Raw genomic sequence first — 13,560 nt, 5'->3', positions numbered from 1 at the left:
AACCGGTTTTCGGCTCAGACCAACCCGGCGTCGTGGACAAGCAGGGCGACCTGCGTGCGGTTGCCGAGGTCGAGCTTGGTGAGGACGTGCGAGACGTGCGCCTTGACCGTGGCGACGGTCATCCCGAGCCCGTCGGCGATCTCGGCGTTCGACCGGCCGCGGGCCAGCTCGAGCGCCACCTCGTGCTCGCGCGGGCTGAGGGTGCGCAGGACGTGGCGCGCGCGGTCGGCGTCGCCCGTCGCCTCGGTGACCCGGTCCATCAGCCGCCGGGTGACGCCGGGAGACAGGATCGGCTCACCCGCGGCGACCCGGCGCACCGCCTCGACGATCTGCGGCGGTGGGGTGTCCTTGAGCAGGAACCCGCTCGCACCGGCGCGCAGGGCGCGCAGCACGTTCTCGTCGGTGTCGAACGTGGTCAGCACGACCACCTCCGGCGGGCGGGGCCGCGCCCGCAGCCGCTGCGTGGCGACGATCCCGTTCACCCGGGGCATGCGCAGGTCCATCAGCACGACGTGCGGCGCGTGCGCGTCGACGAGCGCGGGTACCTGGTCGCCGTCGCCCGCCTCGCCGACGACGGCGATGCCCTCGGCGCCGTCGAGCATCATCGACAGCGCGCCGCGCACGAGCGGGTCGTCGTCCACGACGAGCACGCGCACCGCTCCGTTCACGGAGGCCACGGTAGTGCGGCGTGCAGCCGGAACCGGCCGTCAGGGGTGATCTCGTGGCCGAGGGTGCCCCCGGCCAGCTGGGCGCGTTCGGCGAGCCCCACCAGCCCGGTTCCGCTGCCCGGCGGCGCCTCGGGCGGCCCGCCGGGCACCGGGTTGCGCAGCTCGATGAGCAGCCCGTCGCCCGGGCCGCCCTCGAGCCGCACGTGCACGGGGCCGCCGGGCGCGTGCTTGCGGGCGTTGGTCAGGCCCTCCTGGACGATCCGGTAGGCGGTGCGGCCGGTGGTGACGGGGGCGGCGGCCGGGTCGGTCACGCGGTCGTCGACGTGCACCACCGCGCCGGCGTCGCGGGACTCGGCGAGCAGCGCGGACAGGTCGGCGAGCACCGGCTGCGGGCGGTCGGCAGCCGGGTCGGTGCCGTCGGCGCGCAGCACCCCGATGACCTCGCGCAGCTCCTCGAGCGCCTGGTGCACCCCGGCGCGCACCACCCCGGCAGCACGGGCGATCTTCTCCGGGGACGCGTCGGGCCGGTACTCCAGCGCCCCCGCCGAGGCCGCCACCAGGGAGAGCCGGTGGGCGAGGACGTCGTGCATCTCCCGGGCGATGAGGGTGCGCTCGTGCGAGCGCGCGGCGGCGACCCGCTGCGCCTGCTCGGCCTCCGCCCGGCGGGCCCGCTCCCGCAGCGACACCAGCAACGCGCGGCGGGCCCGGGTGAGCGCCCCCGAGGCCACCAGCGCGGCGTGCGCCACCACGGCCAGCACCAGCCACCACACGAACGCCAGCCCGGCCGTCGGGCGCCACAGCCCCTGGACGGCGTGGCCCGCGACGCCGGCGAGGCCGACGGCGATCGCCACGACGAGCGGGCGGCGCTGCGCCACCAGCAGGGCCCCGCACGTCGCGGGCGGCGTCGCGGCCGGGGAGAGCACGGCCAGGACCACGAGCACGAGGGCCACCGGCACCGTCCTGCGCAGCATCAGCGGCAACAGCCCGCAGGCCAGCACCCCGACCGCGATGTCGAGGGGCAGCAACCCGCTCGCCGCGCTGCGGTCCGACCACGAGACGACGGTCAGCGCGACGAGGACCACCATCGTGGCGACGAGCACGACACTGCGGCGGCCCTGCCCGCAGTCCTCGTCCCACTCGTCGAAGAGCACGAGCGGAGCGTAGAGCGGCACGGGGAGCGCGGACACCGACCGAAGTCGAATGCCGCTCGTCGGGCGGGGTGCGACGTCCCGGCCCGGTGTGGCGGAGCGGCCCCTACCGAAGTCGTACCCGCGATCTCCGGTTGCCGATGCCGGACGTGCGGGGCCGGGGGCACGGTGCCGCCATGACCGCGACTCGTGCGATCGTCCGGGCCCGTTCCGCCTGGCACGGCACCCGCCTCGCCGTGCTGGGTCCCGCAGGCGGGCCGCCCGTCCGGCGGCGGGCGCTGCGGGCGCTGCTGCTCGACCTCGCCGCGCCGCTCGCGGCGTACTACGCGCTGCGGGCCGCCGGTGCCCCGGACGTGGTCGCGCTCGCGCTGGGCGCGGTGCCGCCCGCCGTCAGCGCCGTGCTGACGGCGGTGCGCGAGCGGCGGGCTGAGCCCGTCGCGCTGCTCGTGCTCGCCGCGGTGGTGCTCGGGCTCGTCGCGACCGCGATCACCGGTGACCCGCGCGAGCTGCTGGTCCGCCATGCGTGGCTGAGCCTGCCGTTCGGGCTCTGGCTGCTGGTGTCGCTGCGGGCGGCCCAGCCGTTCTGCTTCGCCGCCACCCGCATGCTGCTGCCGCACCGGGCGGCCGTCATGGACGAGCTGTGGGCGCGCGACGCCGCGTTCCGGCGGGCATGGCGGCTGATCACCGCGGTCTGGGGTGCCGCGATGCTGACCGACACCGCTCTGCGCGTGCTGATGGCCTCCACGCTGCCGGTGCCGGTCGTGCCAGCGCTCGACACCGCCCTGACCGTGACGACGGTGCTCGCCCTGCAGGTGCCGACCCACCTGCTCCTGCGCCGCTCCGGCTGCTGGGACCTGCTGTTCCGCCCCCACGCCCACCGAGGAGCCGATCATGGCAGCCGCCACTGACCGCCCGACCCCGCTCGTGCGCGCCGGGGCCGTCGCCGCCGCCGTGCTCGCCGCGCTGGCCGTCTGGGTGCTGGCCGTCCCGGTACTGGGGATCACGCCGGCCGCCGCCCCGATCGGCGGGCCGGTGCAGGTGGTCGGGCCGGTCGCCGTGGCCGTGGGCCCGCTGTGCGCGGGCCTGTCGGGCTGGGCCCTGCTGGCGGTGCTCGAGCGGCGCGTGGCCCGACCGCGGCGCACCTGGACGGTCGTCGCGCTCGTCGTGCTCGTGCTCTCGCTCGTCACGCCGCTGCTGGGTGGTGTGAGCCCGGCCGCCACGGGCGCGCTCGTGGCCATGCACGTGGTCGCGGGCGGCGTGCTGATCGCGCTGCTGCCGCGCCGGTGGCGATCGAGGTCGCGTTGACCCGATATCGGGTGGAGGCGGGCTCGGGCGGCGCCCTACGGTGCCTGGAGTGCCGGCCTGGTTGTGGGCGCTCGCTGCGGCGGCGTTCGTGTTCTTCACCGACGACTACGTGATCGCCGGCGTGCTGCCCGAGATCGCGGGCGAGTTCGCCGTCACGGAGGCGGTGGCCGGTCAGCTGATCACGGTCTTCGCGCTGACGGTCGCGGTCGCGGCTCCGGTCGCCGCGGTGGTGACGGCGTCGTGGCCGCGTCGCCTGCTGCTGCTCGCGGCGTGCGCGGTCTTCGTCGCGGCGAACGTGGCCGCGGCGCTCACCGGCTCGTTCGCGGTCCTGATGGGGTTGCGGGTCCTCGCGGCGCTCGCGGCGGCCGCCGCGACCCCGGCCCTGTTCGCCGTCACCGCGGCACTGGCGCCGGAGTCGCGCAGGGGCCGCTACCTGGCCGTCGTCTCGATCGGCGTGACCGGGTCCATCGCCGCGGGTGTCCCGGTGGGCACCTGGATCGGGGGCGAGTTCGGGTGGCGGGCGACGTTCGCGGCCGTCGCGGTGGCGGGCGTCCTCGCCGGGTTCGCCATCCTCGCGACCGTGCCGGCGACGCCGAGCGGGTCGGCACCCGGGCTCGGTGAGCAGCTCGCCGTCCTCGCGCGGAGGCCGATCACACTCGGGCTGCTCGCCAACGCGACCACGCTCGCGGGCAGCATGCTGCTGCTGAGCTACCTCGCCCCGTTCGTGCGGGAGCTGTCCGGCACCGGTCCGGACGGGCGGGCACTGCTGTTCGCGGTCTCGGGGGTCGCGGGGATGCTCGGGGTCTGGTGGGGCGGGTTGGCCGTCGACCGCGTCGGGCCGGACCGCTCGCTGCTGATCGGCGTCGGGGGCCTGGTCGCCGCGCTGGGGGTGCTGGCCGGGCTGTGGTTCGTGCGGCCGGTGCCGTTCTGGCTGGTCGTGCCGGTGACCGCGGTGTGGGCCGGCTTCGCGTTCTGGAACTCGCCGGCGATCCAGGCCCGCCTGCTCGGCCTCGCCGGCCCGGTCGGCGGGCAGGCGCTGGCGCTCAACACCACCGCGACCTACCTCGGGGTGTCGCTGGCCGGGGCGCTGGGCGGGCTGGTGCTCGGCGGCGTCGGGACGGGTGGGCTGGCCCCGGCCGCCGCCGTGCTCGTCGCGGCGTCGTGGGTGGTGTTCCGGCTCGCGGCCGTGGACGCGCGCACGTCCCGGAGCCCGGATCGATCACCCGGCGGTTCTCAGCAGTCGCGCATGATCTGACCGATCTCGTCGGGGCCGAGCGCGGGCACCGGCAGCGGGTGCGCCGCCGAGGCCCGCAGGCCGTCGAGGACGAACCCGAGGTGGCGGCGCCACGCATCGGGCCGCACGTCGCCGGTCGCCTCGATCGTGCGGGTGATCGACCAGGTCACGAACGCCATGTCGGACAGCTCGAAGTCGGGACGCAGGTCCCCGCTGTCCCGGGCCCGGTCGACGATCCGCGTCATCAGCTCGTGGCCGCGCAGATGACCCGCGGTCGGGGCAGCCTGCGGGATGCTGCGGGCGGACAGGTCGTTGTAGCCGCGGTCCGCGGCCTGCATCCGGCAGACCTGCTCCACGAAGTGGACGAACCCGGACCAGGCGTCCTCCATCGACAGCGCGTGCTCGGCGAGGCGGACGACCGTCTCCGCGCGGTCGGCGAAGACCGCCGCGACGAGGTCGGCGCGCTGCGGGAAGCGGTTGTAGAGCGTTCCGATGCTCACGCCCGCGCGGCGGGCCACCTCGTCGAGCGCGACGTCGAGCCCGCGCTCGGCGAACACCGCGCGGGCGGCCTCGACGAGCCGTTCGCGGTTGCGCTGGGCGTCCTTGCGCAGGGCCACGGGTCCATCCTCGGAAGTTGACAGCAGCCTCATGTTAGTTGGTAGCGTGGGCTGCGTACTTGAGGAAGGCCTCAAGTTCTACGGAGGGGGACGCATGAGCGGAACGCGCAAGGTGATCGCGGTGCTCGGAGCGGGACCCGGGCTCGGGATGTCGATGGCCCGCCGGTTCGGGCGGGAGGGGTTCGCCGTCGCGCTGGTGTCGCGCAGCGCCACCCGGCACGACGGCTACCGCGCGGAGCTCGGGGCGATCGGCGTCGAGGCGCGCAGCTATGTCGCCGACGTGACCGACGCCGACCAGGTGCGCGGCGTGCTCGCCCGGATCGCGACCGAGCTGGGCGAGATCGACACGGTGTACTCCGGCCCGGCGTCACCCGACGCGCTGGGGTCGCTGGTCCCGCTGCCCGATGCCGACGGGGCCGCGGTGCGCGTCCCGTTCGAGTCGGTCGTGGTGCCCGCGGCCGACCTCGTCGCGGCCGTCCTCCCGCCCCTGCTGGCGCGCGGTGGGGGCGCGCTGTTCTTCGCGGGCGGGCTCAGCGGTGTCCTGCCGATGCCGATGCTGGGGGCGCTGGCGCCGGCCGCGGCGGCGCTGCGGATGTACGTGCTCACCCTGCACGCGGCGCTGCGCGAGCGCGGCGTGCACGCGGGGATCCTGACGATCGGAGGGCTCATCGAGCGCGGTGACATCCACCAGGCGTTCGCCGCGCGGGGCGGGCCGTTGCCGGGCACCCTCGACCCGGACGAGATCGCCGCAGCCGCGTGGTCGATGTACGTGGAGCGCGACCGGGCCGAAGCGACGTTCGACGTGCTGACGCCCGCGGCCTGAGTGGCGCGATGCGGTTCGGGAGAGCCACATCCACGAGCCCGTGGGACGTGGATGTGGCTCTCCTGGACTCCGGTGGGGGCCTCAGAACTCCGCGAGCGCCGTGTTGAACGTGGCGCTGGGGCGCATGACCTCGTCGGCCTTGGCCTTGTCCACCACGTAGTAGCCGCCGAGCTCGACCGGGCTGCCCTGCACCCCGTTCAGCTCGCCGACGATCGTCTCCTCGGCGGCGGCGAGCCGCTCGGCGAGCGGGGCGAAGACCTTCGCCAGCTCCGCGTCGTCGGTCTGCTCCGCCAGTGCCTTCGCCCAGTACAGCGCCAGGTAGAAGTGGCTGCCCCGGTTGTCGAGCTCGCCCGCGCGGCGCGACGGCGACTTCCCGTTCTCCAGCAGCGCCCCGGTGGCGTCGTCCAGGGTCTTGCCGAGCACGCCCGCCCGCGGGTTGCCGGTCTTGTCGGCGAGGAACTCGAGGGAGACCGCGAGGGCGAGGAACTCGCCCAGGGAGTCCCACCGCAGGTGGTTCTCGCGCACGAGCTGCTGCACGTGCTTGGGCGCCGAGCCGCCCGCCCCGGTCTCGAACAGCCCGCCGCCGTTCATCAGCGGGACGATCGAGAGCATCTTCGCGCTCGTGCCCAGCTCCATGATCGGGAACAGGTCGGTGAGGTAGTCGCGCAGCACGTTGCCGGTGACCGAGATGGTGTTCTCGCCGCGCTTGGCCCGCTCGAGCGTGTAACGGGTGGCCTCGGCCACCGGGAGGATCTCGATGGTCAGCCCGTCGGTGTCCTCGTCGGCGAGGTAGGCGCGCACCTTCTGGATCACCTGGGCGTCGTGGGCGCGGGTCTCGTCGAGCCAGAACACCGCGGGCCAGCCGGTGGCGCGGGCCCGGGAGACGGCCAGCTGCACCCAGTTGCGGATGGGGGCGTCCTTCGTCTGGCAGGCGCGCCAGACGTCGCCCGCGGCGACCTCGTGCTCCAGCAGCGCGGTACCCGCGGCGTCGACGACCCGGACGGTGCCCGGCGTCCCGATCTCGAAGGTCTTGTCGTGGCTGCCGTACTCCTCGGCCTTCTGCGCCATCAGCCCGACGTTCGGGACCGTGCCCATGGTGGTCGGGTCGAACGCGCCGTGCTCGCGGCAGAACGCGACCGCCTCGGCGTAGAGCGCCGCGTAGGACGAGTCCGGGATCACGAACTTCGCGTCCTGCTGCTCGCCCGCGGCGTTCCACATCTGCCCCGACGAGCGGATGGCCGCCGGCATGGAGGCGTCGATGATGACGTCGCTGGGCACGTGGAGGTTGGTGATGCCGCGGTCGGAGTCGACCATGGCGAGGCCGGGGCCGCTGTCGTAGGTGGCGGTGATCGCCTTCTCGATGGCGGCGCGCTTCTCGGCCGGCAGCTTCTCGAGCGCGGTGAGGACGCTGGCCAGGCCGTCGTCGGGGTCGGCGCCGACGCTCGCGAGGTCGTCACCGTACTGGGCGAACACGTCGGCGAAGTAGGCGGTGACGGCGTGCCCGAACAGGATCGGGTCGGACACCTTCATCATCGTGGCCTTGAGGTGCACCGAGAACAGCACGCCCTTCGCCTTGGCGTCGGCCACCTGCTCGGCCAGGAACGCCTGCAGCGCGCCTGCGCGCATCACGGCGGCGTCGACGACCTCGCCCGCCTGCACCTTCACCGCGGGCTTCAGCACGGTGACGGTGCCGTCGGCGGCCACGTGCTCGATCCGCAGCTCGCCGGCCTCGGCGACGGTGACGGAGCGCTCGGAGTGGCGGAAGTCGCCGTCGGACATCGTGGCGACGTGCGAGGCGGACTCGCTCGACCACGCACCCATCGAGTGCGGGTGGGAGCGGGCGAAGTTCTTCACCGATGCCGGCGCCCGCCGGTCGGAGTTGCCCTCGCGCAGCACCGGGTTGACCGCGCTGCCCTTCACCGAGTCGTACGCCGCGCGCGCGGCGCGCTCCTCGTCGGTCTGCGGGTCGTCGGGGTAGTCGGGCACGGCGTGCCCGGCGGCCTGCAGCTCCTTGACCGCCGCCTTGAGCTGCGGGATCGAGGCGCTGATGTTCGGCAGCTTGATGATGTTGGCCTCTGGCGTCTTCGCCAGCTCGCCGAGCTCGCCGAGTGCGTCCGGGACCAGGTCGAACGCCGCGAGGATGCGGCCTGCGAGCGAGATGTCGCGGGTCTCCACCTCGACGTCCGCCTTGCCGGCGTAGGCCTCGATGATCGGCAGGAACGAGTGCGTGGCCAGCGCCGGCGCCTCGTCGGTGTAGGTGTAGATGACCTTCATCTTCTGTTTCGGCCTGCCTCAGGTACGGGTGGTTACGGGGTGTCGGACCTGGTCGGAAGAGCGCGGCTCCCGCCCGACACGCTATCCCGAACGGCCGCCGCCCCGCGTCACGGAGGCGCGAACGCCACAATCCCGGCTACCGTGGGTCCACACACCGTTTCGGGGAGGCACGGCCGTGGCCAGGATCACCGTTCCGAAGATCGAAGCATCGACCTTCAAGGGATGGGCGTTCGTGCTGGTGGCCGGGGTCGCCCTGACGGTGATCGCGCTCCTCGACCGGGGTGGGCTGAACGAGGTGGGCGTGGCGGACGGTTCCACCGGGTGCCAGCTCGAGGTGACCGCCGACGAGCTGAACGTGCGCACCGGGCCCAGCCCGGGCGCCGCGCTCGTCGAGACCCTCACCCGCGGCACCGTCGTGGACGGCACGCGCGTCGTCACCGACGGGTTCCGCGAGCTGGAGGAGGGACGCTGGGCCGCCGACCAGTTCCTGACCCCCCTGCCGAACACGAACTGCGCCTGAGCAGACTCGTCGAGATGATCGTCGACGTGATCGCGGACCGTTCTGCCGGTCCTCCCGCGTGACCGGCATCAGCCCCACCCGGGTGATCGGCGGTCGCTACGTCGTGCTGGGTGAGCTCGCGCCCGGCCGCGCCGGCCCCGTCTGGCGCGCCCAGGACCGTGTGACGGGCCGCCAGGTCACGGTGAAGGAGCTGCACCTCCCGGCGGGGCAGGGCGCCGAGGAGCGCCTGCTGTTCCGCGATCGGCTGCTGCGGGCCGCGCGCGCCGCGGGCCGCGCCGATGCGCCGGGGATCGTCACCGTGCACGACGTCGTGACCGACGACGGTGTCGACCACGTCGTCACCGAGCTCGTCGAGGCGCCCACCCTCGCCGAGGAGGTGGCCGCTGCCGGCCCGCTGGACGAGCGCGCCGCGGCCGCCGTCGCCGGGCAGCTGGCCGCCGCGCTGCAGGCCGTCCACGAGGCGGGTGTCGTGCACGGGGGCGTGACGCCGGGCGCCGTGCTGCTCGGCCCGGGGCCCCTGGCGCGCCTCGCCGACCTGGGTGTGTCCGAGGCGGCAGCCGACGGTGCGGCCGCCGCCGAGCCCGGCTTCGTCGCACCGGAGCTGCGGGACGGCGGTGCGCCGACCGCGGAGTCGGACGTGTGGGCACTGGGCGCCACGCTGTTCCACGCGCTGCACGGCAGACCGCCGGGAGCCGACGGGACGCGCCCGGACGACGGACCGCTCGGGCCGCTGCTGCGCGGGATGCTGCACCGCGCGCCGCGGGCCCGGCTGACGGCCCTGCAGGTGACGGCCCTGCTCGAGTCGGAGGTGCCGTCCCCGTCGCGGGCCGGTGCCGCGCGCAGGTGGTGGCTCGCGGTCGCCGCCGTGCTGGGCGTGCTCGCCGGGGGAGCGGGCGGGTTCGCGCTCGCGGGTGCGGGCGCACCGGACGTCCGGACGCTCACCCACGGGCCGGGTGGGGATGTGCCGCTGCCCGCGGTGCCCGCCGGCGGATGCCTGCGGGGGCCCCTCGGTGGGCCTGCCCTCGTCGGCTGCGCCGAGCCGCACGACCTGGAGGTCGTCGCGACGCTGGATCCGGGCGGGTCCGCGGGCGACCCCGAGCGGACCGACCGCTTCGCCGCGACGACCTGCACCGCGGCCGTCGAGGCGCTCGTCGCGCAGCGCGACGGGCTCGAGGTCGTGGCGCTCGTGCCGGTGCAGGACGGTGCCGCCGGTCCGGTGCACTGCCTGGTCCGGCAGGCCGACGGCGCGCCGCTCGTCGGAAGCCGGATCTCGGGTGAGGGCGGGTGAGCGACGTGGTGTGATGGCGGGGTGAGCACCGCCACCCACCGCAACGTCGAACTCGTCGTGTCCGCCCTCACCGCGGGTGGTGCCGACCCCGCGCGGATCGCGCGCCTGCAGGTGCTGCCGGACGCGGTCACCACCGCAGCGGCCGCCGCGGCGGCCCTGGGCGTCGAGGTGGGGCAGATCGCGAACTCGCTGGTCTTCGACGCCGACGGCGCGCCGCTGCTCGTGCTCACCTCGGGCGCCCACCGCGTCGACACCACCGCCGTCGCCGGCCGGATCGGGGTGCAGCGCGTGCGCCGCGCCTCCCCGGAGTTCGTGCGGGCGGCCACCGGCCAGCCGATCGGCGGCGTGGCCCCGGTCGGGCACCCGGCGCCGCTGCGCACGCTCGTCGACCGGGCCCTGGCGGCCTACGACGAGGTGTGGGCGGCGGGCGGCATCCCGCACGCGGTGTATCCCACGACGTTCGCCGAGCTGGTGGAGGTCACCGGCGGGGAGCCTGCGGACGTCGCGTAGTCGGAAGGGGCGTTCAGCCGGCCCAGGTGACGATCGACAAGTCCACGCGCTGGTGGTCGTCGAGGACGAGATAGGTGATCAGCCCGAGGCTGCGAACGGCAGTTGGCGCACCGGGCCGTCCGACATCCTCGGCCGATCCGCTGCCGCGGGTCAGCCCGTGGCCACCAGGACGACGCCGGCCAGTACCGCCGCGACGCCGACCACCTGCACCGCGCGCGGCCGCTCCCCGAGCACCGCGACGGCGATCAGCACCGTCACGACCGGGTCGAGCGAGCCCAGCGGACCGACGACGGCGAGCGGTCCGATCCCGACCGCGACCACCAGCGCCAGGTCGCCCACCACGTCGACCAGCCCGACCGCCCCGGCCGCCAGCAGGAGCGCCGGGCGCGGCGCGAGGCAGGCGCGGGTGTGCCCGGCCGCGGCGAGCAGGGTCACCGCAACCGCTCCGGCCTGCACGGCGAGGGCGACGGCGAGCGTGGGGCCGACGGAGCCGCTCCCTCCGGCGGAGGTGGTCGCCAGGTCGAGCAGGACGAAGAAGCCCCCGAAGCCGGCAGCGGCGAGCGCCGCGAGGACCACCGAGGACCGCGTCGAGCTCGTGCCGGGTTCCGGCACGCACCGGTCGTCGGCCGGGACGGGGTGGGCCGGGGCGGGGCTGGAGCGGACCAGTCGGCGGTGGGGCCGGTCGGCCGGCTCGGGGGAGCCGCTGGTGTCCGGGCCGTCGCCGTCGCCGGCCGCAGCGACGACGAGCACGCCGGCGACGACGGCCGCCACCCCGAGGGCGGCCGGCCAGGCCAGCGGCTCCCCGCCGAGCAGCCCGGCCACCACCGGGACCACCACCCCGGAGCCGGCCACCGGGGCGACGACGGCGGTCCGACCCCGCTGCAGGGCGGTGTAGAACAGCAGCAGTGCGACGGCGGCGAGCGCGCCTGCGGCGAGGCCCCAGCCGAGGACCGGCCAGCTCAGCGCCGGCCGTACGACCAGTGCGGCCAGCCCGAGCAGCGCCAGCCCGGTGAGCTGCGACCACAGTGCCACCGACGCCGTCGAGTGGCGGCGCACCGCCGCGCCGCTGAGGACGTCGCTGAGCCCGTACGCCAGGCTGGCGACCACCGCCAGGACCACCCCGAGCATCACCTGCTGCCCCCTTCCGGCGGAGCGTGCCGGTCGACCAGCGCAGTGGCCTCGAACGTCGTGAGTGCGAGGCGGAGCGGCGCGATGTCGCCGGTGGCGCCGGCGAGCAGCAGCCCGCCCTGGTACGCGGCCAGCAGTCCGGCGGCTGCGACCTCCGGGTCGACGCCGGTGGCGAGCTCCCCGTTGTCCCGCACGCGGCGCAGGGCGTCGGCCAGGGCGGCGCGCCAGCGGCAGAAGCCGTCCGCGAGCGCGGTCCGGGCCGCCTCGTCGTGCTCGCCGAGCTCGTGGACCAGGGATCCGATCGGACAGCGCGCTCGGTCGTCGCCTGCGTGCCACTGCTCCGCCGCGGCGCACCACTCCCGGACGTCGGCCGCGGTGGACATGGCGGCCAGCAGCGGCTGCTGGGCGTCGAGCACCCGCCGGACCTGCTGGGCGACGACCGCGGCGACGAGGTCGGACTTGCCGGCGAAGTACAGGTAGAGCTGCCCCCGTCCGGTGCCCGACCGGCTGCCCACCTGGTCGAGCGTCGTCGCTCGGATGCCCTGCCGGGCGAACAGGTCGCAGGCGGCGCCGAGGACCCGCTGCACGGTGGCCCGGCCCTTGGCCGTGCTCGGTTCGGTCCGCATCCGGCGTCTCCCGTTTGTACTGCTCGATACATTCTCCTTTGTACTGCAGGGTACATTCGATGCGTCGTCAGGTCTACCGCCCGGTGGGCCGCGCATGGGGCTGGTGGTCGGTCCTGCCGCGACGCCCGGAGCCGCCGTGGCACCCGCGTCGTCCCGAGTCCCGGCGCCCGGCCGCGATCACCGGTTGGCGGCCAGCACTGCCGCGAGGCCTTCTCGCAGGTCCTTGACGAAGTACTCGGGAACCTCCAGCGACGGGAAATGCCCCCCGGCTTCGGGCGTGTTCCATCGGACGATCTGCCGGTACCGCTCCTGCGCCCAGGGGCGCGGACACTTCTCGACGTCACGGGGATACCCGGTGATCGCCGACGGGACGTCGACCCGGAGCTCGGGGTCCAGCGAGTTGTGGCTCTCGTAGTAGATGCGGGCCGCCGATGCGCCGGTCCGCGTGAGCCAGTACAGGGTGACGTCGTCGAGGATCCGGTCCCGGGGAATCGTCTCGAACGGGCTGTCCGTGGTGTCCGACCACTCGGCGAACTTGTCGAGGATCCAGGCCAGGAGCCCGACCGGTGAGTCGACGAGCGAGTAGCCGATGGTCTGCGGCCGGGTCGCCTGCTGCTTCGCGTACGCCGCGCGGTGGCGCCAGAAGTCACGGGTCTCCTCGGCCCACTTGCGCTCGACCGCCGTCAGCCCGTCCGTGGTCAACCCGGGCGGGCCCTCCGCGAACGTCGTGTGGATGCCGAGAACGTGCTCCGGGAACCTGCCGCCGAGGACCGTGGTGATATTTCCTCCCCAGTCGCCACCGTGGGCTGCGAACTCGCCGTAGCCGAGCCTTCCCATCAGTTCCACCCAGGCCGCCGCGATCTTCTCGGTTCCCCACCCCGTCGTGGCCGGCTTGTCGCTGTAACCGAAGCCCGGCAGCGACGGGACCACGACGTGGAACGCCGGCGCGTCCGCATCCTGGGGATCTGCCAGCTCGTCCACCACGTCGATGAACCGGACAACGCTGTCCGGCCAACCGTGCGTCAGGATCAGCGGAGTGGCGTCCGCGCGCGCGGATCTGCGGTGCAGGAAGTGGATTCCCAGGTCGTCGATGGTCGTGCGGAACTGTCCGATCCGGTTGAGGCGCTCTTCGAACGACCGCCAGTCGTACCCGGTGCGCCAGTGGTCCACGACATCGACGAGGTCGGCGAGCGGAACGCCCTGATCCCAGCGGCGGGGGTCGGGCGCGGCGCGGTGGACCGTCTCGGGCTCCGGTAGCCGTGCCGCGGCCAGGCGCGCGCGCAGGTCGTCGAGCTCGGCGTCGGTTGCGTGGGATTCGAATGCCTGCACGTCGCTGGTCGGACGGGGCACGGGACCTCCTGGCCGTCGCGGGACCGGTCACGACGTTCGCGAACCGGCTATGACGGTTCTAGCAGCCTT

Annotated in this window: 14 protein-coding genes; 7 read left to right on the top strand and 7 right to left on the bottom strand. The window is 74.8% G+C overall.

The genetic code is table 11. The features are described from left to right. Positions 1 to 14: 14 nt before the first annotated feature. The gene (locus tag FB558_RS10290) at positions 15 to 668 is read right to left on the bottom strand and encodes a response regulator (RefSeq protein WP_211366267.1); all 654 of its coding nucleotides are present in this window, start codon (positions 666 to 668) and stop codon (positions 15 to 17) included. Further along, entirely contained in the window at positions 665 to 1,855 is a 1,191-nt protein-coding gene (locus FB558_RS10285) for a sensor histidine kinase (RefSeq protein ID WP_246106353.1), read from the bottom strand. The genes FB558_RS10290 and FB558_RS10285 overlap by 4 nt, the downstream gene beginning before the upstream one ends. A gap of 137 nt (positions 1,856 to 1,992) precedes the next feature. On the opposite strand from FB558_RS10285, the gene FB558_RS10275 reads away from it, so the two are divergent. From FB558_RS10275 to FB558_RS10265, 3 genes are read left to right on the top strand one after another with little or no spacing between them, the layout of a single operon-like run. Next, positions 1,993 to 2,724, top strand: coding sequence for a VC0807 family protein (locus FB558_RS10275; protein ID WP_170231266.1), 732 nt, complete (start codon positions 1,993 to 1,995; stop codon positions 2,722 to 2,724). After that, positions 2,708 to 3,121 carry a DUF6069 family protein gene (locus tag FB558_RS10270; protein WP_142050900.1) on the top strand — a complete coding sequence of 138 codons (414 nt, stop codon included), beginning with the start codon at positions 2,708 to 2,710 and terminating at the stop codon, positions 3,119 to 3,121. The genes FB558_RS10275 and FB558_RS10270 overlap by 17 nt, the downstream gene beginning before the upstream one ends. A 49-nt stretch (positions 3,122 to 3,170) precedes the next feature. Beyond that, complete coding sequence (locus FB558_RS10265) at positions 3,171 to 4,376, top strand: MFS transporter (RefSeq protein WP_142050897.1); 1,206 nt, start codon at positions 3,171 to 3,173, stop codon at positions 4,374 to 4,376. Here the strand turns inward: FB558_RS10265 and FB558_RS10260 are convergent. Then, a complete protein-coding gene (locus tag FB558_RS10260; protein WP_246106352.1) occupies positions 4,355 to 4,972 on the bottom strand; it encodes a TetR/AcrR family transcriptional regulator in 618 nt (205 codons plus the stop codon). The two genes, FB558_RS10265 and FB558_RS10260, sit on opposite strands and share 22 nt — an antisense overlap. 94 nt (positions 4,973 to 5,066) lie before the next feature. Here FB558_RS10260 and FB558_RS10255 point away from each other — a divergent pair, with 94 nt between their 5' ends. Then, a complete protein-coding gene (locus FB558_RS10255; RefSeq protein WP_142050891.1) occupies positions 5,067 to 5,795 on the top strand; it encodes an SDR family NAD(P)-dependent oxidoreductase in 729 nt (242 codons plus the stop codon). An 81-nt stretch (positions 5,796 to 5,876) separates the two neighbouring features. Here FB558_RS10255 and FB558_RS10250 read toward each other — a convergent pair whose 3' ends face one another. Then, on the bottom strand, positions 5,877 to 8,069 hold the full coding sequence (locus FB558_RS10250) for an NADP-dependent isocitrate dehydrogenase (RefSeq protein ID WP_142050888.1): 2,193 nt from the start codon (positions 8,067 to 8,069) through the stop codon (positions 5,877 to 5,879). Between the two features lie 175 nt (positions 8,070 to 8,244). Here FB558_RS10250 and FB558_RS10245 point away from each other — a divergent pair, with 175 nt between their 5' ends. The 3 genes from FB558_RS10245 to FB558_RS10235 are packed head-to-tail and all read left to right on the top strand — an operon-like array spanning position 8,245 to position 10,387. Continuing rightward, positions 8,245 to 8,589: an SH3 domain-containing protein gene (locus FB558_RS10245; RefSeq protein WP_246106351.1), complete on the top strand. Its 345-nt coding sequence runs from the start codon at positions 8,245 to 8,247 to the stop codon at positions 8,587 to 8,589. A 58-nt stretch (positions 8,590 to 8,647) separates the two neighbouring features. Next, positions 8,648 to 9,877 (top strand): protein kinase domain-containing protein, encoded by a 1,230-nt coding sequence (locus tag FB558_RS10240; RefSeq protein WP_142050885.1) that lies wholly within the window; start codon positions 8,648 to 8,650, stop codon positions 9,875 to 9,877. Positions 9,878 to 9,898: 21 nt separating this feature from the next. After that, positions 9,899 to 10,387, top strand: a complete 489-nt coding sequence (locus FB558_RS10235; protein ID WP_142050882.1) for a YbaK/EbsC family protein — start codon at positions 9,899 to 9,901, stop codon at positions 10,385 to 10,387. A gap of 150 nt (positions 10,388 to 10,537) precedes the next feature. Here FB558_RS10235 and FB558_RS10230 read toward each other — a convergent pair whose 3' ends face one another. The 3 genes from FB558_RS10230 to FB558_RS10220 all read right to left on the bottom strand — a co-directional run bounded on the left by FB558_RS10230 (position 10,538) and on the right by FB558_RS10220 (position 13,491). Beyond that, the gene (locus FB558_RS10230) at positions 10,538 to 11,515 is read right to left on the bottom strand and encodes an EamA family transporter (RefSeq protein WP_142050879.1); all 978 of its coding nucleotides are present in this window, start codon (positions 11,513 to 11,515) and stop codon (positions 10,538 to 10,540) included. Next, entirely contained in the window at positions 11,515 to 12,141 is a 627-nt protein-coding gene (locus FB558_RS10225; protein ID WP_170231264.1) for a TetR/AcrR family transcriptional regulator, read from the bottom strand. The genes FB558_RS10230 and FB558_RS10225 overlap by 1 nt, the downstream gene beginning before the upstream one ends. A 177-nt stretch (positions 12,142 to 12,318) precedes the next feature. Further along, complete coding sequence (locus FB558_RS10220) at positions 12,319 to 13,491, bottom strand: epoxide hydrolase family protein (protein WP_142050873.1); 1,173 nt, start codon at positions 13,489 to 13,491, stop codon at positions 12,319 to 12,321. Between the last annotated feature and the right edge of the window lie 69 nt (positions 13,492 to 13,560).

Source organism: Pseudonocardia kunmingensis (assembly GCF_006716445.1).
GTDB classification, from domain to species: Bacteria; Actinomycetota; Actinomycetes; order Mycobacteriales; family Pseudonocardiaceae; genus Pseudonocardia; species Pseudonocardia kunmingensis.
The sequence above is the reverse complement of the archived record's forward strand: the minus strand, read 5'-3'. Positions and strand labels throughout refer to the sequence as shown.

Bases quoted from the DNA above. Each gene is read 5' to 3' on its own strand.
- FB558_RS10275 (WP_170231266.1), top strand. From the start codon at position 1,993: ATGACCGCGACTCGTGCGATCGTCCGGGCCCGTTCCGCCTGGCACGGC.
- FB558_RS10230 (WP_142050879.1), bottom strand. From the start codon at position 11,515: ATGCTCGGGGTGGTCCTGGCGGTGGTCGCCAGCCTGGCGTACGGGCTC.
- FB558_RS10225 (WP_170231264.1), bottom strand. From the start codon at position 12,141: ATGCGGACCGAACCGAGCACGGCCAAGGGCCGGGCCACCGTGCAGCGG.
- FB558_RS10270 (WP_142050900.1), top strand. From the start codon at position 2,708: ATGGCAGCCGCCACTGACCGCCCGACCCCGCTCGTGCGCGCCGGGGCC.
- FB558_RS10255 (WP_142050891.1), top strand. From the start codon at position 5,067: ATGAGCGGAACGCGCAAGGTGATCGCGGTGCTCGGAGCGGGACCCGGG.
- FB558_RS10250 (WP_142050888.1), bottom strand. From the start codon at position 8,069: ATGAAGGTCATCTACACCTACACCGACGAGGCGCCGGCGCTGGCCACG.